This window comes from Streptomyces sp. Edi2, assembly GCF_040253635.1.
In the GTDB taxonomy this organism is placed as follows: domain Bacteria; phylum Actinomycetota; class Actinomycetes; order Streptomycetales; family Streptomycetaceae; genus Streptomyces.
In genome coordinates, this window is the sequence record NZ_JBEJGX010000003.1 from 7,853,895 (window position 1) to 7,876,322 (window position 22,428).

17 protein-coding genes and 1 tRNA gene are annotated in these 22,428 nt (G+C 72.3%); 11 read left to right on the top strand and 7 right to left on the bottom strand.

The window, feature by feature from the left end; translation table 11 throughout:
* The first annotated feature begins 84 nt into the window (after positions 1–84).
* The 4 genes from ABR737_RS37740 (at position 85) to ABR737_RS37755 (ending at position 6,404) form a co-directional block, all read left to right on the top strand.
* Positions 85–2,049: a Xaa-Pro dipeptidyl-peptidase gene (locus ABR737_RS37740; protein ID WP_350255667.1), complete on the top strand. Its 1,965-nt coding sequence runs from the start codon at positions 85–87 to the stop codon at positions 2,047–2,049.
* Positions 2,050–2,157: 108 nt separating this feature from the next.
* Positions 2,158–3,504: a M14 family metallopeptidase gene (locus ABR737_RS37745; protein WP_350255668.1), complete on the top strand. Its 1,347-nt coding sequence runs from the start codon at positions 2,158–2,160 to the stop codon at positions 3,502–3,504.
* A gap of 39 nt (positions 3,505–3,543) precedes the next feature.
* Positions 3,544–5,322 (top strand): BCCT family transporter, encoded by a 1,779-nt coding sequence (locus ABR737_RS37750; protein ID WP_502964437.1) that lies wholly within the window; start codon positions 3,544–3,546, stop codon positions 5,320–5,322.
* 320 nt (positions 5,323–5,642) lie between these two features.
* Positions 5,643–6,404 carry a GNAT family N-acetyltransferase gene (locus tag ABR737_RS37755; RefSeq protein WP_350255669.1) on the top strand — a complete coding sequence of 254 codons (762 nt, stop codon included), beginning with the start codon at positions 5,643–5,645 and terminating at the stop codon, positions 6,402–6,404.
* A 97-nt stretch (positions 6,405–6,501) separates the two neighbouring features.
* Here ABR737_RS37755 and ABR737_RS37760 read toward each other — a convergent pair whose 3' ends face one another.
* Positions 6,502–7,374: a D-alanyl-D-alanine carboxypeptidase family protein gene (locus tag ABR737_RS37760; RefSeq protein ID WP_350255670.1), complete on the bottom strand. Its 873-nt coding sequence runs from the start codon at positions 7,372–7,374 to the stop codon at positions 6,502–6,504.
* Between the two features lie 237 nt (positions 7,375–7,611).
* Positions 7,612–8,655 (bottom strand): NAD(P)/FAD-dependent oxidoreductase, encoded by a 1,044-nt coding sequence (locus ABR737_RS37765; RefSeq protein WP_350255671.1) that lies wholly within the window; start codon positions 8,653–8,655, stop codon positions 7,612–7,614.
* A gap of 229 nt (positions 8,656–8,884) precedes the next feature.
* Here ABR737_RS37765 and ABR737_RS37770 point away from each other — a divergent pair, with 229 nt between their 5' ends.
* Positions 8,885–10,891 (top strand): FUSC family protein, encoded by a 2,007-nt coding sequence (locus ABR737_RS37770; protein WP_350255672.1) that lies wholly within the window; start codon positions 8,885–8,887, stop codon positions 10,889–10,891.
* Between the two features lie 120 nt (positions 10,892–11,011).
* Here the strand turns inward: ABR737_RS37770 and ABR737_RS37775 are convergent, their stop codons facing one another.
* Positions 11,012–11,599: a TetR/AcrR family transcriptional regulator gene (locus ABR737_RS37775; RefSeq protein ID WP_350255673.1), complete on the bottom strand. Its 588-nt coding sequence runs from the start codon at positions 11,597–11,599 to the stop codon at positions 11,012–11,014.
* A gap of 168 nt (positions 11,600–11,767) precedes the next feature.
* On the opposite strand from ABR737_RS37775, the gene ABR737_RS37780 reads away from it, so the two are divergent.
* A complete protein-coding gene (locus ABR737_RS37780; protein WP_350255674.1) occupies positions 11,768–12,748 on the top strand; it encodes an alpha/beta hydrolase family protein in 981 nt (326 codons plus the stop codon).
* Between the two features lie 147 nt (positions 12,749–12,895).
* Here ABR737_RS37780 and ABR737_RS37785 read toward each other — a convergent pair whose 3' ends face one another.
* Together ABR737_RS37785 and ABR737_RS37790 are read right to left on the bottom strand one after the other, a co-directional pair.
* Positions 12,896–15,361 (bottom strand): Tex family protein, encoded by a 2,466-nt coding sequence (locus ABR737_RS37785; protein ID WP_350255675.1) that lies wholly within the window; start codon positions 15,359–15,361, stop codon positions 12,896–12,898.
* 204 nt (positions 15,362–15,565) lie between these two features.
* Complete coding sequence (locus ABR737_RS37790; protein WP_350255676.1) at positions 15,566–16,435, bottom strand: SCO6745 family protein; 870 nt, start codon at positions 16,433–16,435, stop codon at positions 15,566–15,568.
* 143 nt (positions 16,436–16,578) lie between these two features.
* Here ABR737_RS37790 and ABR737_RS37795 point away from each other — a divergent pair, with 143 nt between their 5' ends.
* Positions 16,579–17,550 (top strand): GlxA family transcriptional regulator, encoded by a 972-nt coding sequence (locus ABR737_RS37795; RefSeq protein ID WP_350255677.1) that lies wholly within the window; start codon positions 16,579–16,581, stop codon positions 17,548–17,550.
* Between the two features lie 68 nt (positions 17,551–17,618).
* On the top strand, positions 17,619–18,263 hold the full coding sequence (locus ABR737_RS37800; protein WP_350255678.1) for a DJ-1/PfpI family protein: 645 nt from the start codon (positions 17,619–17,621) through the stop codon (positions 18,261–18,263).
* Between the two features lie 129 nt (positions 18,264–18,392).
* On the opposite strand, the gene ABR737_RS37805 is transcribed toward ABR737_RS37800, so the two are convergent.
* The gene (locus ABR737_RS37805; protein ID WP_350255679.1) at positions 18,393–19,163 is read right to left on the bottom strand and encodes an enoyl-CoA hydratase/isomerase family protein; all 771 of its coding nucleotides are present in this window, start codon (positions 19,161–19,163) and stop codon (positions 18,393–18,395) included.
* Between the two features lie 55 nt (positions 19,164–19,218).
* On the opposite strand from ABR737_RS37805, the gene ABR737_RS37810 reads away from it, so the two are divergent.
* The 3 genes from ABR737_RS37810 to ABR737_RS37820 all read left to right on the top strand — a co-directional run bounded on the left by ABR737_RS37810 (position 19,219) and on the right by ABR737_RS37820 (position 21,826).
* Entirely contained in the window at positions 19,219–20,892 is a 1,674-nt protein-coding gene (locus ABR737_RS37810; RefSeq protein ID WP_350255680.1) for an ABC-F family ATP-binding cassette domain-containing protein, read from the top strand.
* A gap of 118 nt (positions 20,893–21,010) precedes the next feature.
* Positions 21,011–21,084 (top strand) — tRNA-Met (locus ABR737_RS37815).
* 250 nt (positions 21,085–21,334) lie between these two features.
* Complete coding sequence (locus ABR737_RS37820) at positions 21,335–21,826, top strand: ATP-binding protein (RefSeq protein WP_350255681.1); 492 nt, start codon at positions 21,335–21,337, stop codon at positions 21,824–21,826.
* On the opposite strand, the gene idi is transcribed toward ABR737_RS37820, so the two are convergent.
* Positions 21,801–22,412 (bottom strand): isopentenyl-diphosphate Delta-isomerase, encoded by a 612-nt coding sequence (gene idi / locus ABR737_RS37825; RefSeq protein WP_350255682.1) that lies wholly within the window; start codon positions 22,410–22,412, stop codon positions 21,801–21,803. The two genes, ABR737_RS37820 and idi, sit on opposite strands and share 26 nt — an antisense overlap.
* Positions 22,413–22,428 lie beyond the last annotated feature (16 nt).

The following is a 22,428-nucleotide window of genomic DNA, read 5'->3' on the forward strand; positions in this document are numbered from 1 at the left end:
CCGCGTCCTCCGCTACGGCCGCGGCCGCCCTGCTTGCGGGACAGGCTCTTACGCACGGGAGTTGAGCCGCGCTACCGTCCGCCCGTGACGAATCCTGCGCGGATCCTCCGCACCCCCTTCACCGTGCTCGTGCCGGCGATCGTCGCCGCCTTGCTGTCCGCCCTGATCGGGCCGGCCGCCGCGCAGGCGGCGCCCCGCGAGAGCAGACCCGTCTACTCCTACGACCACGCGATACGCGAATCGGTCTGGGTGGACACACGGCTCGACGGCGACGCGGACGGGAGGACCGACCGCGTCGCCGTCGACATCGTGCGGCCCGCCGAACCCGCACAGCAGGGGCGCCGGATCCCCGTGATCATGGACGCCAGCCCGTACTACTCCTGCTGCGGCCGCGGCAATGAGAGCCAGAAGAAGACCTACGACGACCACGGCCGGCCGGTCCAGTTCCCGCTCTACTACGACAACTACTTCGTGCCGCGCGGCTATGCGACCGTCCTCGTCGATCTCGCGGGGACCAACCGCTCGGACGGCTGCATCGATGTCGGCGGCCGCTCCGACATCGGCTCGGCCAAGGCCGTGATCGACTGGCTCGGCGGCAGAGGCCGCGCCTATACCGCCCGTACGGGAGGCACACCCGTCACCGCGGACTGGTCCAACGGCAGTACTGGCATGATCGGCAAGAGCTGGGACGCCACCATCGCCAACGGCGTCGCGGCCACCGGCGTCAAGGGGCTGAAGACCATCGTCCCGATCGCAGGCATCTCCTCCTGGTACGACTACTACTTCGCCCAGGGCGCCCCGCTCTACGACTCGGGCCCCGACGCCCTGGCGGATCTGGTCAACAGTCCCGACGCGCACCGGCGCTGTGCCGCGATGCAGAAGAGACTCGCCGACGGAGCGCCGCGCAGCGGCGACTGGACCGGTCTGTGGACCGAGCGCGACTATGTGCGGCGCGCGGACAAGGTCCGGGCCAGTGTCTTCATGGTGCACGGCATGCAGGACCTCAACGTCCGCACCCGGCACGCCGGGCAGTGGTGGGACGCGCTCGCCCGGCACGGCGTCGAACGCAAGGTCTGGCTCTCCCAGACGGGGCACGTCGACCCCTTCGACTACCGCCGCGGGGAGTGGGTCACCACCCTGCACCACTGGTTCGACCACTACCTGATGGGCTACGACAACGGCATCGATCGCGCCCCGATGGCCGATATCGAGCGGTCTCCCGGCACCTGGTCCACCGACCCGCAGTGGCCCGCTCCCGGCACCCGGACCACCACCCTGCGGCCGCGCGGCGGCAGCGCACCCGGCGTCGGCGTGCTGGGCACCGCCAAGGCGCCGCACGGTGCGAGTGCGGCCTTCACCGACGACCCGAAGCTGAGCGAGGCCGACTGGGCGGCCCGGATCGACGAACCGACGCCCGCCAAGGCCGGGTTCAGCACCGCACCGCTGCGCGCCCCGCTCCGGCTGTCCGGCTCCGGCAAGGTGACGGTGACCGCCACCCCCAGCACCTCGACCGCCCATCTCTCCGCCGTCCTGGTGGACCTCGGCCCCGACACCATCCGCAACTACGCGGCCGACGGCGAGGGCATCACCACCCTCGGCAAGCGCACCTGCTGGGGCGCCGGAACCCCGGGCGACACCGGCTGCTTCAAGGAGACCGCGGCCGACACCCGGAACGTCGGATACACCGTCTTCAGCCGTGGGTGGGCCGACCTCGGCACCTACGCCGACCCCCGCAAGGGCCGCCCGCTCACCCCGGGCAAGCGCTACACCCTCACCCTGGATCTGGCCGCGAGCGATCACGTCGTGCCCGCCGGACACCGGCTTGCGCTCATCGTGGCCGGAACCGACGCTGGCCTGATCGACCCGCCCGCATCCACCCCGAAGCTCACCCTCGACCTCTCCCGCACCTTTGCCCGACTGCCGCTGACCGGCGGCGCCCCGGCCTTCGCACGGGCCACCGCGGGCGCGCCCCGGCACCCGGCCGCCGCCACACCGCACGACGGGATCGCCCCGCCGCGCTCGATCAGCCGGATGCCGGCCGGCGGATGACCGCATGGGGCCGCCCGCCGCGGGCGGCCCCGCCCCGGCCCCAACGTCGCGTCACCGCACGTCACCCCACATCACCGCACGTCACCCCCACTCAAGGGAGGCACCCTCGTGAGGTCCCGCTGCTGTCGCCTCGCCCTGGGGACGCTGGTCATCGGACTGACGGCCCCCCTCCTCGGCGCGACCCCGCCGGCCTTTCCCGCCGGCGCAACCGGAACCCCCGCGCCCCGTACGGGATTCGAAACCAGCCATGGTGCCCGTTGGACCACCGGAGCCGAGGAGCAAACGTTCCTCAGCACGGTCGACCGCGCCTCGGCACGGGTGCGCATCGACCGGATCGGCACCACGCAGCAGGGCCGCCCGATCCGGCTGGTCAGGATCGGCGCCCCGGCCCCCGAGCGCCCGGAGGACGTCCGCCGCGGCAACTCCGTCCTGTTGGTCTGCTCCCAGCACGGGGATGAGCCCGCCGGGCGCGAGGCGTGTCTGACCACCGTCCGCAACCTCGCCTACAGCAAGGCCCCGGCCACCCGGCGGCTCCTGGAGCACACCAGCGTGCTGGTCCTCCCGACCGCCAACCCCGACGGCCGGGCCGCGGACACCCGTGGCAACTCCGACGGCGTGGACATCAACCGCGATCACCTGGAGCTGCACACCGCCGAGTCCCGCGCCATGGCGGCCGTCCTCCGCGACTACCGCCCCGACACCCTCCTCGACCTGCACGAATACGGTCCCACCGCGCCGTATTACCTGAAGGACCTGCTGTCCCTGTGGCCCCGCAACCTCAACACCGGCGACGGGGTGCACCGCGAGGCCACCGCCCTCTCCCGGGACTTCGTCGAACCCGCCGTCCGCCACGCCGGATTCTCCACCGGCGTCTACGGCATCTGGACCGACCCGGAGACCGGCGACCCCGTCAAGCAGGTCGCGGGCGACGGCCAGGAACGGATTCTGCGCAACACCACCGGCGTGAAGGGCTCGGTCGGACTGCTCGTCGAGACCCGGGTCGACGCCCTCACCGCCGCCGAGAAGGCCGACCCCGCGCTCAACAACCGACGCCGGGTGGACTCCCAGCTGGCCGCGCTGGACGGCGCGTTCACCTTCGCCGTCCGGCACCGCCCACGTATCGAGGCGGCCACCGCGGCCGCCCGCCTCGCCGGATACACCGACCGCGGCCCGGTCTACCTCGGCGGTGCGGACAACGAACCCCCCGGCGCCGGCGAGGTCCTGGCCGACCCGCCCTGCGCCTACCGCCTCGACGCGGCACAGTTCGCGCAGGTCAAGGACGAACTGGCGCTGCACGGGGTGCTCTGGCAGCGGGCGGGGGACGGCGTCGTCGTACCGCTGCGCCAGTCGCTGCGCCCGCTCGTCCCGCTGCTGCTGGACCAGCGGGCCGGTTATCACCTTACGGTCGCGAAACCCATGAACGTCTGCCCTCGTGTGGTAGGGGGTAACGGGTAAGGAAAATATGGCCCATTGACGTCCATGGAAGGTTGACACGTGTCGGACACAGTCAAGGAAACCAGAGACGGGGGTGCCACCCCCTCCCTTGCGGATCTTCCCGAAGACCCGCGGCGGACCGGGCCCCCGCAGACCGACCGTGTGGTCTTCGGTGTGACCGCCCTGCTCACCCTCGCCTTCATCGCCTGGGGAGCGACGTCCACCGAATCCCTCAAGAGCGCCTCGACAGCCATGCTGAACTGGGTGATCGACAACGGGGGCTGGGCGTTCGTGCTCTCCGCCTCCGGCTTTGTGATCTTCGCGATCTGGCTCGCGGTGAGCAAGTACGGCCGGATCACCCTCGGCAAGGAGGGCGAAGACCCCGAATTCCGGACGGTGTCCTGGATCGCGATGATGTTCAGCGCGGGCATGGGCATCGGCCTGATGTTCTACGGCGTCAGTGAACCACTGGGGCACTTCAGTACACCGCCGCCGGGCACCGACCCCAAGGACGCCGCCCAGGCGATGGACACCGCGATGGCGACCACGATGTTCCACTGGACGCTGCACCCGTGGGCCATCTACGCGGTCGTGGGGCTGGCCATCGCCTACAGTTGCTTCCGGCGGGGGAGGCGGCAGACGATAAGCGCGGTGTTCACCCCACTGATCGGGACCCGGCGGGCGAACGGCTGGGGCGGTCAGGTCATCGACATCCTGGCCATCTTCGCCACCCTCTTCGGCTCCGCGGCCTCGCTCGGGCTCGGCGCGCTGCAGATCGGCAGCGGCATCAAGGTGCTCGGCTGGATGGACAGCGTCAGCACCAGCCTGCTGGTCATCATCATCACCGTGCTGACCATCGCCTTCATCCTGTCCGCGGTCTCCGGCATCGCCAAGGGCGTCCAGATGCTGTCCAACATCAATATGGTGCTGGCGCTGATCCTGGCGGTCTTTGTGTTCGTGGTCGGCCCGACGATTCTCATCCTCAACCTGGTGCCGACCTCCCTCGGCTCTTTCATCGGCGAGCTGCCGCAACTGGCGGGCCGTACGGAGGCCAGCAGCGGCGCCGACGTGGGCAGCTGGTTGCGCAGCTGGACGGTCTTCTACTGGGCGTGGTGGATCTCCTGGACGCCGTTCGTCGGGATGTTCATCGCCCGGATCAGCCGTGGCCGGACGATCCGTCAGTTCATCGGCGGCGTCATCCTCGTCCCGAGCGTGGTCAGCCTGGCGTGGTTCGCGGTCTTCGGCGGCTCGGCGATGAAGCTCCAGGCCGACAAGAAGCTCAGCGGGTCGAGCACCCCGGAAGGCCACCTCTTCGACGTGCTGCACCAGTATCCGCTCGCCACGGTCATGAGCATCCTGGTCATGGTCCTGGTCGGCATCTTCTTCGTCTCCGGCGCCGACGCCGCGTCGATTGTCATGGGCACCCTCTCGCAGAAGGGCACCTTCGAGCCGACCCGGCTCGTGGTGATCTTCTGGGGAGTGGTGACCGGCGCGGTCGCCGCGATCATGCTGCTGATCGGCGGCGGCTCGGGCGACGCCCTGACCGGACTGCAGAACCTGACGATTCTGGTCGCGGTGCCGTTCATGGTCGTGATGATCGCCATGTGCTGGGCGCTGATGCGCGATCTGCGCAGCGATCCGCTGATCGTGCGCGGCCAGAGGGGCGAGGAGGCCGTCGAGATGGCCGTCATCGCGGGCCATGAGCAGTACGACGGTGACTTCGAGATCCAGATCGGGCCGGGCGGCAACGGGAACGCTGACGCCAGCGCCAGCGGCAGCGGCGACGGGGACGGTCACGTCGCCGGGGTCCGGAGTGAGGACCGGCGCGCGAGTCCCTGACGGATCCCTGACGGATTGCCCGCCGCACCGGATGCGGGCTGCCCGGTGAGCGGTCACCGAGGTGGTCCGCGGGGCAGGTGAGGGGCCGGCCGGACGCGGTGTCCGGCCGGCCCCTGCTGCGTCCGCTTCCTGGCAGGTGAGGGCCCCGGGACCCTGATTTGCACCGGCCCGGGGGCGGTATGCCAGAGTGGACGCCCCGGTCGGCCGGGCGCGCGGGTGCGCAGCCGCTGCCGGGATCCCCCTGTACCCAGATCGACGGACTCCGGTCGCGCGCGTGCGCGTGTCCGGGCGCCGTTCGCCTCCTTTACTTCTTGAGAGCGATGCAGGCAACGACTCTTCTCCCCCGGACCGCAGACCTGTTCGACCAGGGCCTGGAGCGGCAGGCCGGCGGCGCGCTGCTGCGCTTCGGCGCCGCCCGGCGCCGTCCGTCCGGCCGCGTCAGCTGGTCGGGCCAGGGCGCCGCCGCCTGGCTCGACGACGCCCGCGGGCATCTGTGGTGTGTCGGCGAACCGGATCCCGCCGCCGGACTCGTGCTGCGTGCCGCGCAGGGCCTGCCCGAGCGGGTGCGGGAGTTCACCGGGCCGCGCGGCACCGTCGGCCAGGTCAGGCGGCATCTGCCGGTGACCGAGGTGGTGGAGTGGATCTTCCGTTGGACGCTGGAGGAACCGCCCGTACACCCGGCGGAGGAGCGGGTGGTCACTCTTGACGCCTCACACCACGGGGAACTGCTCGACTTCCTCAACGAGCACAGCCCGGCCCACTCCACCGGCCCCGGCTCCAGCGAGGTGACCCTGTGGACCGGGATCCGCGGCACGGACGGGCAGCTGGTGGCCTGCGGCGCCCTGAGCAGCCTGCGGGACAGCGGCGCTCCGCTGATGGCGTCCGTCGCGACGGACGCCCGCCAGCGCGGTCAGGGGCTCGGGGCGGCCGTGACCTCGTGGCTGACCCGATACGCCGTACGCCGCCACGGCTTCTGCACGCTGTGGCAGCTCGCGGACAACACTCCCGCCGAACGGCTCTACGACCGCCTCGGCTACCGCAACGAGGACCCCTGCGTGTCGGCGCGCATCGCCACCGGCTGATCTGCTGACCTGCGGCGGCCTGAGGGCAGCGGGACGACGAAGGGGCCTGCGTGCGGCCGGATGGCTGCGCGCAGGCCCCTCGTACGTCCCGACCGGGCTACTTCTTGAAGCTGTAGTCCATCAGCTTCTTGGCGTCCGCGGTGCGGTTGACCACCGAGGAGGAGGCCAGGACCGTGCCGATGACCGTCTTGCCACCCCGGGTGGCGGCGAAGACCAGGCAGTACTTGGCCTCCGGACCCGAGCCGGTCTTGACGCCGATGGTGCCCGAGTAGCTGCCGAGCAGGGCGTTGGTGTTCTCCCACGACATGCTGCGGTAGCCGCCGCTCTTCGTCGTGACCTTCTGCTTGGTCGACTTCGTCTTCACGACCGTACGGAAGGTGGAGTACTTCATCGCGTTGCTTGCCAGCTTGGTCAGGTCGCGCGGCGTCGAGTAGTTCGCGCCCTTCCCGATGCCGTCGAACGAGTCGAAGTGCGTGTTCTTCAGGCCCAGGGACTTGGCGGTGGAGTTCATCTTGCCGATGAACGACTTCACGCGCGCGGCCCGGGTGGAGCCGCTGCCGAACTTGTCGGCCAGCGCGTACGCCGCGTCGCAGCCGGACGGGAGCATCAGCCCGTACAGCAGCTGGCGGACGGTGACCTTGTCGCCGACGATCAGCTTGGCCGAGGAGGCCCAGTTGTTGTCAACGATGTAGTCGCTGTACGCCTTCTGGACCGTGACCTTGGCATCCAGGTCGAGGTTCGCCTGCGCCAGCACCACCCGAGCCGTCATGATCTTGGTGGTGGAGCCGGTGGACCGGCGGGTGTCCGCGGCCTTGGAGAAGAGGGACTTCCCCGTGCCGTTGTTCATCACGAAGCCGCCCTTGGCGACGATCGTGGGGGGCTTGGGCGTGGCGGCCTGCGCCGGAGCGGCGAGCGCCCCGGCGGTCAGGACGGCTCCCGCGGTGACAACCGCCGCGGACGCGCGACGCATGCCCCTTTTGCCGATTTTGCGGTTTTTCAAAATGTATACTCCAAATGCCCCTGAAGTGCGGCGATATGGAAATGCCGCTTGCTCATGAGACGCACGAGACCGGTGAAGGGATGTGCGCCCCTGGGTGGCAACTTCATCTCGTCCGGCGCCGATTCACAAGTCCCGGGTGTCCTTCGGCCGGGCGGCCGGCAGGCGCCACGGAGCCCGGCGCCGTGGCCGGGCGGGACTTCGCCGCCGTCACCGGCCCAATGGCCCGTCACCCTCCCGGAGGGTCCGCACACTCCGCAACACCTCGTCGGCGCATCCCCACGACACGGTCACCCCCGCACCCCCGTGCCCGTAGTTGTGGACGCACGGCGTGCCGCCGGGCAGCCGCTCCACCGCCAGCCGCACCGCCGGGCGGGCCGGGCGCAGCCCTACCTTGTGCTCCCGTACCCGGGCCCCCGCAAGCTCCGGGAAGCGACGCGCACAGCGCGCCACGATCGCCTCCGCCACCGCCGGATCGGGCTCCCTCGACCACGCGTTCTCCCGCGCCGTCCCGCCCAGCACCACGCCGTACGGCTGCGGCAGCACATACGTCGTGTCCGCCGAACCCGCGTCGGCGGCCACGTACCACTCCTCGATACCGGGGTTCTCCACGATCACCAGCTGCCCCTGGACCGGATGGACGTCCGGATCGGGTACGAGCTCACGCGCGCCCAGCCCCGAGCAGTTCACCACCACGTCGGCCGTCCGGCCGGCCTCGGTCAGCGAGGTGATCTCCTGCCGTTCCACGCTGCCGCCCGCGTCCGTCAACCGCCGCTCCAGGTAACGGAGATGGGCCGGCATGTCCACCAGAGGAGTACGGGCCCGCCACCCGGCCGCATGCCCCTCGGGGAGCTCCGTGACGCTCGCCCGCCGCAGCCCGGGCACCGCGTCGTACCAGGCGGACAGGTCGTCGTCGGGGCGGTCGCCGGAGTGGGCTTCCCGGCCGCCGTCCGTGCTGTCCGTGGCGTCCGTCATCGTGCCCGTCACCATCCGGGCGCCCGTCTCCTCCGGCCGCTCGGCGAGCGCGGCGAGCACGTGGAAGGACCGCACGGACCACTGCACCGCCCGCTCGTAGGGCCGGATGCGGTACGGCCAGCACAGCCCGCCGGCCACCGCCGACGTCGTACCGCCCGCGGCGTCCCGGCTCAGCACCCGCACCCGGTGCCCGTCCTCCGCCAGCGCGATCGCCGACGTCAGCCCGATCACACCGCCGCCGATCACCGCTACATCCATGCCACCTGTGTTGATCGCCATGACGGGACGCTAACGGGTGGGGCGGGGACTGACGAGGGTGGGGGAGGGGGCGGGACGGCAGATGTCCACCGGGGGGAGCCGCCTTCCTGCCGTGTGTTCGTGATCTTGCGGTAACCCCGCGGCAGTGGTCCGGACAGGCCCGGACCTTAGGGTGGTGGCAGCACCGTTGGCCGATGTCGCCCCTCGGATTCCGTTCCTGCCGTCCGTACGCCGTCGTCTGAGGAGGCTCATGCTCCGCGCGCAGCGCGCCGTGCCCGCCTGGCTGGCCCACCCCTTCCGCTGGCAGCGGCTGCCCGTGCCCTGGGCGGCCGTCGTCCGCGGTGCACTGTGCGCGGGACCGCTGCTGGGCGCGGGCATCGCCACCGGCCACCCGGCGCCCGGCGTACTGAGCGGTCTCGGCTCCATGCTGGCGGGGGTCAACGACCGCCCCGGCACCCGGCGCACCGGCATGGTCCACGTCGGTCTGCCCGCCCTCGCCTCCGCTTTCGGCATACTGATCGGCGCCTCGCTGCAGACGGCAGATGCGGGCTGGTGGATCGTCCCGGCGCTGTTCGCCGTCGGCTTCGTCTCCGGCGCGGGCAGCGTCGCCGGGCCGGTGCGCTCCAACGCCGGAATGCAGATGCTGGCCACCACCGTCCTGGGCGCCGGGATGCCGCTGCCCGGAGCGCCCTGGGCGAAGGCCCTCTTCGTCCTCGCCGGCTGCCTGTGGCTGCTCCTGCTGCGGCTCGTCCTGCGCTCGCCGCGGCCCGCGGGGGGTGCGCTCAGCGGCGAGCGGGCGGCGGTCGCCACAGTCTTCGACGCGCTCGCCGATGCCCTGGGCGCGGCCGGCGGGGCCGGTGCCGAGAGCGCCAGGCGCCGGCTCACCGCCGCCCTGGACCGCGCCGACGAGGCCCTGCGGCTGCGCCGGCTCACCAGCAGCCTGCTGCGCCGCCACGCCCGTACGGAAGAACTCCTGCTCGCCGAGCGGTTCGCCGCGGCGACCGCGCTGTGCGAGGCCAGCGTGGCACTGCTGTGGGAGGCCCGGCCGCTGCCGTCCCGGGTGGCACAGAGCCCCCGGCAGTTCGCCGAGGCCCTGCGCACCGGGCGGTCCCCGGGCCGGCTGTCCGCTCCGGAGACCAGTACGGCCGCCCGCGGCGCCTTCGACCAGGCGTTGCTGGACGCGGCAGTCGCGTTCGCCCGCCGAGAGCCGCTGCCCCCGGCACCGGAGCCACCCGCACCGGCCCCCTCAGGCCGTCCCGTCTGGCTGGCCGTGCCGCGCACCGTGGCCCGGGCGGCGCTGGCTGCCGCCGGCGGGCGGACCCGGCGCGGACGCAGCCTGTTCGGGCCCGCCGGGCGGGACTACGGCCTGCGGGTCGCCGTCTGCATCGCCGCGAGCGCCGCCGTGGCCCTGCTGCTGCACCCCGAGCACTGGTACTGGCTCCCGGCGACCACCACCTTCCTCGTCAAACCCGACCTCGGCCCGCTCTTCTCCCGTACGGTCAACCGCTTCGCCGGGACCATCGCCGGCGTGCTGCTCTTCGCCGGGGCGGGCCTGGTGCTGACCGGTTCCTGGTGGCCCGCGCTGGTGGCGGGTGCGGGCGGAGCGCTGCTGCCGTTCGCCACACGGCACTTCGCGCTCCAGACCGTGGCGATCACCCTCATGGTGCTGTCGTTCGTCTACGTCGGCGGCTCCCCGGAAGCCGCCGCCGAGCGAGTCGTCGACACCTCCATCGCCTGCGGCATCGTGCTCGTCGTCGGACATCTGCCACGGCTCGCCGACCCGCGCCGAAGGGTCGGCCACCGCGTCACCTCGGCGCTGCACAGCACCGAGGAATTCCTCCGGCACGTCCTGGAGTCGGAACCGGGCACGGACCCCACCAGGCGGCTGGCGCTGCGCCGGGCCGCCTACCGGTCGCTGGGGGAGGCCAGGGCCGCGGCGGAGACCGCCGCGGCCGAACTCCTCGCCGCCCGCGACCGCAACCCCGACTGGCTGACCGTTGTCACCGCGGCCGAACGCATCGTGGACGCCGCGACCGCCTGCGCGGTACGCCTGGACCACGGCGCCCACCGCCCGAGCGTGGCCGAGGCCGAGCGGCTGTGCCAGGCGCTGTCGGCAATGGCCGACGCCCTGGAGGACCCGCGCCGCCGGTCCGCCGATGTGCCGGGCCCTGATCTGCTGCCGGTTCCGGACTGCGCCACGCTCACGGATGTGGCGGCGGAGGTGGAGCGCATTCGCGGCTATGCGGGGGCGTCCTGAACCGCAGGGCCCCGTCGCACGCCGTCGGCGGTGAACGCCGCAGGCGGTGAAGGCCGGTGAACGTCGGTGTCGGTGAACGCCGGTGAACTTGGCCGTCGGTGAACGCGGCCGTCAGGCCGGTCAACGGTGCTGGAGCCCCTGGAGAAGCAGTTCGATCAGGCGGCGGGGGTCATAGCGGGGGTCGCTGTCGCGTCCGATGCAGAGGTTGCCGATGCCGCGCATCAGCTCGTAGGGCTGTGTGCCGGGCCTGATGTCGCCGGCGTCGACCGCGGCGTCGAGCAGTTGGGCGCAGACGGGCAGCAGGCGGTCGAGGAAATAGGTGTGCAGCGCGGCGAAGCGGTCGCTGTCGGACTGCAACGCGTCGGCGAGTCCGTGCTTGGTGACCAGGAAATCGACGAACAGGTCGATCCACCGGCGCAGTGCGTCGAGCGGGGAGTCGGCGCCGGCCAGCAGGTCGGGGCCGGCTTCGGCGCAGGCCTCGATCTGGTGGCGGTAGACCGCGGTGACGAGATCCGCCCGGGTCGGGAAGTGGCGGTAGATCGTGGCCATCCCGACGCCCGCCCTGGCCGCGATCTGCCGGATCGGCGCGTCGACGCCGGAGGTGACGAACACCTCGGCGGCGGCGCTGAGCACCGTCTGCCGGTTGCGCTGGGCGTCGGCCCGCTTGCTTCGGGCCGGCGGCTCCGTGGTGGGGCCATCGGTGGGCATCACGTTCTCCTTCGGCACCTTGACAAAGCGGAGCGCTGTTCCGGATATTAAATGGAACAGTGTTCCGTTTCAGCTTAGCCGAAGCGGGACGCTCTCTACTGCCCTGCCCGCCGCCGGCCGCACGAGACCGCCGGGCGGCAGGGCTCACAGAAGGGGAACCCACGCCTCGTGAACGCCTCCACCGACACCGCCACCGCCGCTTCCGACACCGCCGACGCGACGGGCGCGCCCGCCCCGGTCCTGTCCTACAGCCCGGTGGTGCTGCCCATTCCCGGACGTCCCGTGGACCTGCAGGTCCGCGTCTCGGCACCCGCGACCGGAACGGGACTTCCGGTCATCCTGTTCTCGCACGGTCACGGACCCTCGAACCATCTCTCCTCGCTGAACGGCTACGCACCGCTCGCCAACTTCTGGGCGGCACACGGGTTCGCCGTCGTCCAGCCCACCCATCTCACTTCCAGGACCCTGAGCCACCTGGTCGCCGACGCCCCGGGAGCACCTTTCTTCTGGCGCTCGCGTGCCGAGGACATGACGCACCTCCTCGACCGGCTCGACGTGATCGAAAAGGCCGTGCCGCTGCTCGCCGGACGGATCGACCACACCAAGGTCGCCGTTGCCGGACACTCTTTCGGCGGCTTCACCGCGAGCCTCCTGCTCGGCGCCCGGGTCACCGACCCCGACAGCGGCGAGGAAGTGAGCCTCATCGAGCCCCGGATCAAGGCGGGGGTGCTGCTGGCCGCGCCCGGCAGGGGCGACGTCCTCAACGGGCCCATGGCGCAGACGCTGCCCGTCCTGCGGACCACCGACTTCGCCACGATGACCACGCCCGCGCTGGTCGTCGCCGGCGACGAGGACGACTCCCGGCACTTCACGGACCGGGGGCCGGACTGGCACGCCGACCCCTACGCCCTGAGCCCCGGCCCCAAGTCGCTGCTCACCCTGTTCGGCGCGGGGCACGCACTCGGCGGGATCCCCGGATACGACGCCGCCGAGACCACGGACGAGAGCCCCGAGCGGGTCGCCGCCGTGGGGCGGCTCACCACGGCCTACCTCCGGACCGAGCTCCACCCCGGCGACCACACCTGGCAGGCCGCACGTGAGGCGCTGCCCGGCGGCGCCCACCCGGTCGGACGGGTCGAATCCAAGTAGGCCGTTGCTCGGACGGGCCGACTCCGAGCAGGCCATCGGGCGGACGGGGCGACTCCGAGCAGGCCGTCCGCATCGCCTCGGCACCACGGCCGTGCCGGCGGCAGCGGGCGTCCGGCCCGCTGCCGCCGGTGGCAGCCGTGCTCCGCGTCAGCGGCCGCCGCGCTCCGTGCCCAGGAGCCCGGCGCGCCGCAGGGCGTCCGCCATCGCGTCGTTGGCCGGTCCGGCGTCACGGCCGCCGCGGCGGTCACCGCCGCGCTGCCCGCCGCCCTGCCGCTGCCGCGGCGCACCGCTCCGGCCACCGCCCTCACGTGGTCCCCGGCTGCCGCCCTCACGGGATCCCCGGCCGCCGCCGGAGCTGCCGGAGCCGCCCCGGCGCTCGCCGCCGCCGGCCGCCGCGGCGCCCTTGCCGTGCTCGTCGTCCAGCCGCAGCGTCAGCGAGATCCGCTTCCGCGGAATGTCGACATCGAGCACCTTGACCCGCACGATGTCGCCCGGCTTCACCACGTCCCGCGGGTCCTTGACGAAGGTCTTCGACATCGCCGAGACATGCACCAGACCGTCCTGGTGGACGCCCACGTCCACGAACGCCCCGAAGGCGGCGACATTGGTCACCACGCCCTCCAGGAGCATCCCCGGCTGCAGATCGCCGATCTTCTCCACGCCGTCCTTGAAGGTCGCCGTCTTGAAGACCGGACGCGGGTCGCGGCCCGGCTTCTCCAGCTCCTGCAGGATGTCGCTCACCGTCGGCAGGCCGAAGGAGTCGTCGACGAAGTCCGCGGCCTTCAGCGTGCGCAGCACCGTGGCGTTGCCGATCAGCGAACCGACCTCGGTGGCCGCCGACTTCACCATCCGGCGCACCACCGGGTACGCCTCCGGGTGCACGCTGGAGGCGTCCAGCGGGTCGTCGCCGCCCCGGATCCGCAGGAAGCCCGCGCACTGCTCGTACGCCTTGGGGCCGAGCCGCGCCACGTCCTTGAGGGCCTTGCGGGAGCGGAACGGGCCGTTGCCGTCGCGGTGCGCCACGATGTTCTCCGCGAGACCGGAGCCGATGCCCGACACCCGCGAAAGCAGCGGCGCGGAAGCGGTGTTGACATCCACGCCGACGCCGTTCACACAGTCCTCGACCACCGCGTCCAGCGAGCGCGACAGCTTCACCTCGGACAGGTCGTGCTGGTACTGCCCGACGCCGATCGACTTCGGGTCGATCTTGACCAGCTCGGCCAGCGGGTCCTGCAGACGGCGGGCGATGGACACCGCGCCACGCAGCGAGACGTCCAGCTCGGGCAGCTCCTGCGAGGCGAACGCGGAGGCGGAGTACACCGAGGCGCCGGCCTCGGAGACCATCACCTTCGTCAGCTTCAGCTCCGGCTGCGCGGCGATCAGATCGGCTGCCAGCTTGTCGGTCTCGCGGGAGGCGGTGCCGTTGCCGATCGCGATCAGTTCGACGTCGTGCTCGCGGGCCAGCTTCGCCAGCGTGGCCAGCGAGGCGTCCCACTTCTGCTGCGGTACATGGGGGTAGATGGTCTCCGTGGCGGCCACCTTGCCGGTCGCGTCCACCACCGCGACCTTCACGCCGGTACGGAAACCGGGGTCCAGGCCCATCGTGGCGCGCGTACCGGCGGGCGCCGCCAGCAGCAGGTCGCGCAGGTTCGAGGCGAAGACCCGCACCGCCTCGTCCTCGGCGGCCTGCCGCAGCCGCAGCCGCAGATCGATGCCGAGGTGCACCTGGACCCGGGTGCGCCAGGCCCAGCGGACGGTGTCCTGCAGCCACTTGTCGCCGGGCCGGCCCCGGTCGGCGATGCCGAAGCGGTGCGCGATGGACTGCTCGTAGGAGCTGGGGCCCTCGGTCGCCGCCGACGGATCCTCCGGCTCCAGGTTGAGATCCAGGATCTCCTCCTTCTCCCCGCGGAGCATCGCCAGCACCCGGTGGGAGGGGAGTTCGGTGAACGGCTCGGCGAAGTCGAAGTAGTCGGCGAACTTCGCGCCCGCCTCCTCCTTGCCCTCACGGACCTTCGCCGCGACCCGCCCGCGCGACCACATCCGCTCGCGCAGCTCGCCGATCAGGTCCGCGTCCTCCCCGAACCGCTCGGTCAGGATGGCCCGCGCGCCCTCCAGGGCGGCGGCCGGATCGGCGACGCCCTTGCCGTCGTCCACGAACGCCGCGGCGGCCGCGGACGGCTCCACCGAAGGATCGGCGAGCAGTCCGTCGGCGAGGGGTTCCAGGCCCGCCTCCCTCGCGATCTGCGCCTTGGTGCGCCGCTTGGGCTTGAACGGGAGGTAGATGTCCTCCAGCCGCGCCTTGGAGTCGGCGCCGCGGATCTGCGCCTCCAGGGCGGCGTCGAGCTTGCCCTGGGACCGTACGGACTCCAGGATCGCGGTCCGCCGCTCCTCCAGCTCCCGCAGATAGCGCAGCCGCTCCTCGAGCGAGCGCAGCTGCGCATCGTCGAGCGTTTCGGTGGCTTCCTTGCGGTAGCGCGCGATGAACGGGACCGTCGAGCCGCCGTCGAGCAGTTCGACCGCGGCCTTCACCTGCCGCTCCTTGACGCCGAGCTCCCCGGCGATCCTCGCTTCGATGGACCCGAGGGTCCCGATGGGCTCAGTGGCTGCCGTCACGTTGATCCTGACCCGCCTTCCAGCGCTTGCGTAAGCCTGCATTGTGCCGGTTGGCGGGCCGGACTGTCGCACCGCCCGGCCGCCCGGGGGTGTCCGCGCGGCCCCCGCGCCCGCCCGCCGGCGGGGAGAGCCGCCCCGGCCCCGGGCGGCGCGAACGGATCCGCCCCTCCCGGAGACCGCGGGCCCGGCGGTGCTACGAAGGCCTCACTTGCCGAACAGCGCGGCGGGGAACGCCCCGGCGTTCATGGCGGCGGTGGTGAAACCGGTCGCCAGCTCGGTGAGCCGGGCCACGCCGTCGGCGCCCAGGTGCTCGTAGGGCGCCCGGTCCAGCCGGTCCGTCGTCCGCTCCAGGTCCTTGCGCAGCTGGACACCGGCCTCGGTCAACTCGCCCTCGGCGTCCAGCAGGCCGCGGGTCCGCAGCCGCTCCTGCGCCGCCGCCCAGTCCTCCTCCGACCAGCCACGGGTCGCCATGACGCCCTTGTAGCTCATCCCGCGGCCGCTGGCGGTGTGGCTGACCAGCGCTTCCAGCCCGTCCAGTTCGGCGTCGAACAGCGCCAGCAGGTGGCCGTCGCCGCGGTGTTCGCGCAGCAGCGTCGCGGCGTGCCAGTACGCCAGGTGCGGGGCGTCCGGCACCGGCTGGTCGGCGTGCGCGGCATACAGCGGCCGGGCCTGGCGGGTGCAGCCCTCGACGGCGCGCAGCGCCAGCTGCGCGGCCTCGGCCATCTCCGGCGACTCGACGGCCTCCGGGCCCAGGAGCCGGCGCAGCGTGGCGTCCACGGCGCGCAGCCGGGCGTCCAGCACGGCCTGGGGCGTGGTGACCGTCCAGACGTCCGGGACGTGCTCGGCGATGAGCTCGTGCTTGAAGTTGTAGAAGGTGGCCGTGATGGTGCCGGGGCCCACCGCGCCCATGGCCGCTCCTCGGCAGGCGAAGTAGGCGGCGCTGCGGTTCTCTATCCCGGCCTTGGCCATCTCCGCGGCGAGCTCCGGCGCGAAGTAGTGCGTGGAGTGGAACGGGTTGACGACGTTGTGACAGGTACGGCCGGCCTGCTCGGGAAGTGCACTGGAAGAGGTCATACGGGCAGGCTACCGACCCGTCGGTATGGGGGTGAGCGCAGGGCGCCGGAGGAGGGCCGTAAGCCGCTGCCGGCCCGGGCGATGGCAGAAAGGGTGGGAAATCCGTCGTTGCCGCCTTCGCCGCCGCTGACCAGGATGGAGGCATGGAACAGCGCGAGGTACTCGTCGTTCTCTTCGACGGTGTGCAGGCTCTCGACGTCTCCGGACCGGTCGAGGTCTTCCACGGTGCGGCCCAGGAAGTCCCGGGCGTCTACCGGATCCGCACCGCCAGTCTTGACGGCGCCCCGGTCCGCACCACCAGCGGGCTGACCCTGGTCCCCGACACCACGCTCGCCGCCGCCGGGGCGCCGCACACCCTGCTGGTGCCCGGCGGCCAGGGCACCCGCACCCCCGACCCCCGGCTGATCGACTGGCTGCGCGACAACGCCCACCGCGCCCGGCGGAAGGTCTCGGTGTGCAGCGGAGCGCTGCTGCTGGCCGAGGCCGGGCTGCTGGACGGCCGCCGCGCCACGACCCACTGGATGCTCTGCGACACCCTCGCCGAACGGTTCCCCGCGGTACGGGTCGAACCCGAGCCGATCTACGTACGGGACGGCGATCTGGCCACCTCCGCGGGCGTGACGGCCGGTATCGACCTCGCCCTGGCCCTGGTGGAGGAGGATCTGGGCCGGGACGTCGCGCTGAGCATCGCCCGCCATCTGGTCGTGTTTCTGCGGCGGCCCGGCAACCAGACCCAGTTCAGCGCCCAGCTCGCCGCGCAGACCGCCCAGCGCAGACCGCTGCGCGACGTCCAGCAGTGGATCACCGAGAACCCGGCGGGGGACCTCTCCGTCGACGCCCTCGCGCAGCGTGCGCGCCTCTCCCCGCGGCACTTCGCCCGTGCCTTCCGCGACGAAGTGGGCATGACGCCGGGGCGCTATGTCGACCGGGTCCGGCTGGAGGCCGCCCGACGGCATCTGGAGGACTCTGCCGACGGCATCGAGCAGGTGTCGCGCCACTGCGGCTACGGCACCCCCGAGGCGATGCGCCGCGCCTTCCTCCGGGCCCTGGGCGCCTCTCCGGCCGAATACCGCCGCCGCTTCCGGACCGCCGGACCACCCCTCATCTCTTCCTGAACCCCTACCGGCCGTCATCGCTCCACCGGGCCGGCACCACCTCTACCGATCCACCGACAGGAGACGCCATGCAGCTCGCGATCCTTCTCTTCGACGGCTTCACCACGCTGGACGCCGTCGGCCCCTACGAAACGCTCAGCAGGCTGCCGGGTGCCGAGGCGGTGTTCGTCGCCGAGCGCACCGGCCCGCACCGCAATGACCTCGGTTCGCTCGGGCTGGTCGCCGACGCCACGCTGGGTGAGGTCACCGCACCGGACATCCTCGTCGTGCCCGGCGGCCCGGGGCAGGCCGCGCAGATGGCGGACGGCCCGGTGCACGAGTGGATCCGCGCCGTGGACGCCGGCACCACCTGGACCACCTCGGTGTGCACCGGCTCGCTGATCCTGGCCGCCGCGGGGCTCCTCAAGGGGCGCCGGGCGACCTCCCACTGGCTCGCGCTGGACCAGCTCCCGGCGCTGGGGGCCGAGCCGACGGGGGAGCGGGTGGTCGTCGACGGCAAGTACGTCACGGCGGCCGGCGTCTCGTCCGGCATCGACATGGGGCTGACGCTGGCCGGCCGGATCGCCGGGGACACCGTGGCCCAGACGATCCAGCTCGGCATCGAATACGACCCGCAGCCGCCCTACGACGCGGGCTCGCCTGACAAGGCACCGGCCGAGATCACCGCGATGATGCGGGAGGGCGGCCGGGCCCTGCTGACCGGGCAGCAGTGAGCAGCCGTCCCAAGTCCCGGGCCGGCCTGACCCGCCCCGGTCCCGCGTAAGACCTGGCCCGCGTAAGACCTGGCCCGCGTAAGACCCGGACCGCGTAAGGCCCGGACCGCGTAAGGCCCGCCCCCGGCGTCAGCCCGCCGGCCAGGTGAAGCGCGGCGCCCTGCGCTCCAGGAAGGCGGCGGCACCCTCCGCGGTGTCGCCGCTCGCCCGCGCCTGCTCGGCCCAGTGGGCGCCGCGCGCCTCGGCCTCGGTCGGCGGCACGTCCCACGTCCCGTCGGCCAGTTCCTTCGCCGCGGTCTGCGTCAGCAGCGACCGGCTGGCCAGGACCGCCGAGAACTCCGCCACCCGCTTGTCCAGCGCGCCCTCGGGCAGCACCTCGTCCACCAGACCCGCTCGCAGCGCCCGTGTGCAGTCGATCAACTCGCCCGAGAACAACAGGTACTTGGCGGTGGACAGCCCGGCCAGCCGGACCAGTCGCCGGGTCGCCGCCGCCGGATAGGCGACCGCCAACTTGGCCGGCGTCACCCCGAACAGCGCGCCCTCCTCCGCGAACCGCAGATCGCAGGCGGCCGCCAACTGGGTGCCGCCGCCCACGCAATAGCCGCGTATCGCCGCCAGCGTCGGCCCGGGGTACGCCGCCAGCGCCTCCTCGGCCGCCGCCGCCAGGCCCTGCGACTCACCCGCCGGATCCCGCAGCGACCCGATGTCGGCGCCCGCGCAGAACGTCCCGCCCTCGCCGGTCAGCACCAGCGACCGGACCGAGCGGTCGGCCGTCAGCCGCTCCAGCAGCGGCGGCAGGTCCCGCCACATCTGCACGGTCATGGCATTCCGCTTGCCGGTATTGCTGATGGTGACGGTCGCTGTGCCGTCGCTGACATGCGTCTTCAGGCCGGGTTCCATGCTCCGGATATTAGAGCGACCGCGACGGACCGGGCCGGATACGATCGGCGGCCTGATGTCAGCAACTCTTGTCGCCAAAGACCTCGCCGCCGGCCACGGCGAGCGCGTCCTGTTCTCCGGCCTCGATCTGGTCGTCGCCCCCGGCGATGTGGTCGGCCTCGTCGGCGCCAACGGCGCGGGCAAGTCCACGCTGCTGCGCCTGCTGGCCGGCCTGGACACCCCGGAGGACGGCACGCTCTCGATCGGCCCGCCCACCGCCACGGTCGGCCACCTCCCCCAGGAGCCCGACCGCCGCCCGGGAGAGACCGTACGCGCCTTCTTCGCCCGCCGTACGGGCGTGACCGAGGCCCAGCTCGCGCTGGACACCGCCACCCAGGCGCTGGTCGACGAGCGGCCCGGCGCCGACGACGCCTATGCCACGGCGCTGGAGCGCTGGCTCGCGCTGGGCGCGGCCGACCTCGACGAGCGCGCCGAGGAGACCGCCGCGCAGCTCGGCCTGTCCATCGGCCTCGACCAGCCGATGACCACGCTCTCCGGCGGCCAGGCGGCCCGCGCCTCGCTCGCCTCGCTGCTGCTCTCCCGTTACGACCTCTTCCTGCTGGACGAGCCGACCAACGACCTCGACCTGGACGGCCTGCACCGGCTGGAGTCTTTCGTCACGGGCCTGCGCGCCGGCACCGTCCTGGTCAGCCACGACCGCGAGTTCCTGGCCCGCACGGTCACCCGCGTCGTCGAACTCGACCTCGCCCAGCAGCAGGTGAACACCTACGGCGGTGGCTACACCTCTTACCTGGAGGAGCGCGAACGGGCCCGGCGCCATGCGCGGGAGCAGTACGAGGAGTACGCCGACACCAAGGCCGCCCTGGAGACCCGGGCGCACACCCAGCGCAACTGGATGGAGAAGGGTGTCAAGAACGCCCGCCGCAAGGCCCCCGACAACGACAAGATCGGGCGCAAGGCCCGGGTGGAGGCCACCGAGAAGCAGGCCGCCAAGGCCAAGCAGACCCAGCGCCTGATCGAGCGGATGGAGGTGGTCGAGGAGCCGCGCAAGGAGTGGGAGCTGCGGATGGAGATCGCCGCCGCGCCCCGGGCCGGCGCGGTCGTGGCCACCCTGCGCGGCGCCGGCCTGCGGCGCGGCGACTTCCGCTTCGGCCCGGTGGACCTGCAGATCGACTGGGCGGACCGGGTCGCCATCACCGGCCCCAACGGCTCCGGCAAGTCGACCCTGCTCGCCGCCCTGCTCGGCCGGCTCCCGCTGGACACCGGGCACGCCGTCCTGGGCCCCGGCGTGGTGGTCGGCGAGGTCGACCAGGCGCGCGGCCGGCTCTTCGGCGCACCCGGCTCGGGCGACCAGGCACAGGGCGACCAGCCGCTGATGGACGCCTTCCGGGCCTGTGTTCCCGACCTTCCGCCCGCCGATGTCCGCACACTGCTGGCGAAGTTCGGGCTGAAGGCGGCGCATGTGCTGCGCCCCGCGCGCACCCTGTCACCGGGGGAGCGGACCCGCGCCGCGCTGGCCCTCCTCCAGGGCCGCGGGGTCAACCTCCTCGTCCTGGACGAGCCGACCAACCACCTCGATCTGCCGGCCATCGAACAGCTGGAGTCCGCGCTCGCCTCGTACCCCGGCACCCTGCTGCTGGTCACGCACGACCGCCGGATGCTGGAAGCGGTGCACACCACCCGCCGTATCGAGGTCGACGGCGGACGGATCACCGACCGGGCGGTCTGAGGACCGCGGCGGGGCGCCGTCCGAAGGGCCCAGGACGCCGCCCGTGGAGGCCCGCGGCACCCGCGATGATTATCGATTTGGCCCTGAGGCGGCCGACCCGTAGTGTGGTGTTCACCGACGCGGGGTGGAGCAGCTCGGTAGCTCGCTGGGCTCATAACCCAGAGGTCGCAGGTTCAAATCCTGTCCCCGCTACTGAAACAGCGCGGCGGGACCGGTGCCAGACACCGGTCCCGCCGCGCTGTGCGTTCCGGATGCACCGCCCGGGGGCGCGGATCGTACGGGGGTCACCTCCGGTAAGTCCGCGAACAACCCATAAAAGCAACAGGATCGGTCGCCGGGCCGAGCGCCTCATTCGCAATCGGCCATAAGGCGTCGATAAGCGCTGACTTGTGTTCAGCTGGCCGGTCCGGACCAACGCATTCTCAACACTCTTCCTGTGAGGATGCCTTCCGGACCCCCTGCAGAACCCCCCGAAGAGCTGACCTCCCCGCTCGCGTACGAAGGTGTCTGGCGGTTCACCGCCCCGGCACTGGAGTCTTCGGTGCCGCAGGCACGCCACGCGGTCCGGGATCTGCTCGCCGAACAGCGTGTTCCCGTGGCCGCCGAGATCATGGACGGCCTGTTGCTCATCGTCTCCGAACTCGTCACCAACGCCGTCCGGCACGCCGCCCTGCTCTCGCCCCAGATCGCCGTCCAGGTCACCATCGGGGCGAACTGGCTACGGGTCGCGGTCGAGGACAGCCACCCCTACCGCCCCAAGGCATTGGAGGCGGATCAGGGCGACGTCGGCGGCCGCGGGCTGTGGCTCGTCAAGACGCTCACTGCGGAGGCGGGCGGCAAATGCGATGTGGAGGACACGAGGAGCGGCGGCAAGGCCATCTGGGCCGAACTGCCGCTCACCCCGCTCGCTACCAGCCCGCCGAACCTCCGGTGAGCTCACGCACCGCCGGTCGCGCCGCGTCCAGCACGGTCATGAACCAGGCGGAGAACGGCGCCTCGGCATGCCGCTCGGCAAGCTCCTCCGGCGTCACGAACGCGATCTCGCCGATCTCCTCGGGGTCGGGTGCCGGCTCGGCCCGCACCAGCCCGACGAACAGGTGGTTGTACTCCTGCTCGACGAGGCCGGAGGCCGGGTCGGGATGGTTGTAACGCACGGTTCCCGCCTCCGCCAGCAGAGCGGGCGCCAGGCCCAGCTCCTCCGAGGTCCGCCGGGCCGCGGCGACGAACGGTGCCTCACCGGGATACGGGTGGCCGCAGCAGGTGTTGGACCACACACCGGGGGAGTGGTACTTCCCCAGCGCCCGGCGCTGCAGCAGCAGCCGCCCCTTCTCGTCGAAGAGGAAGACGGAGAACGCCCGGTGCAACTGCCCGGGAGCCTGGTGTGCCGCGAGCTTTTCCGCGGTGCCGATCGTCGTACCGTCCTCGTCGACCAGCTCCAGCATGATCGGTTCGGCGGCGCCGCCCGGTGTGCTCACCGCCGGGTCGCCGGCGGTCTGTCCGTTGGCAGGTGTGATCGGCATGCCCATCCTTGTCGTC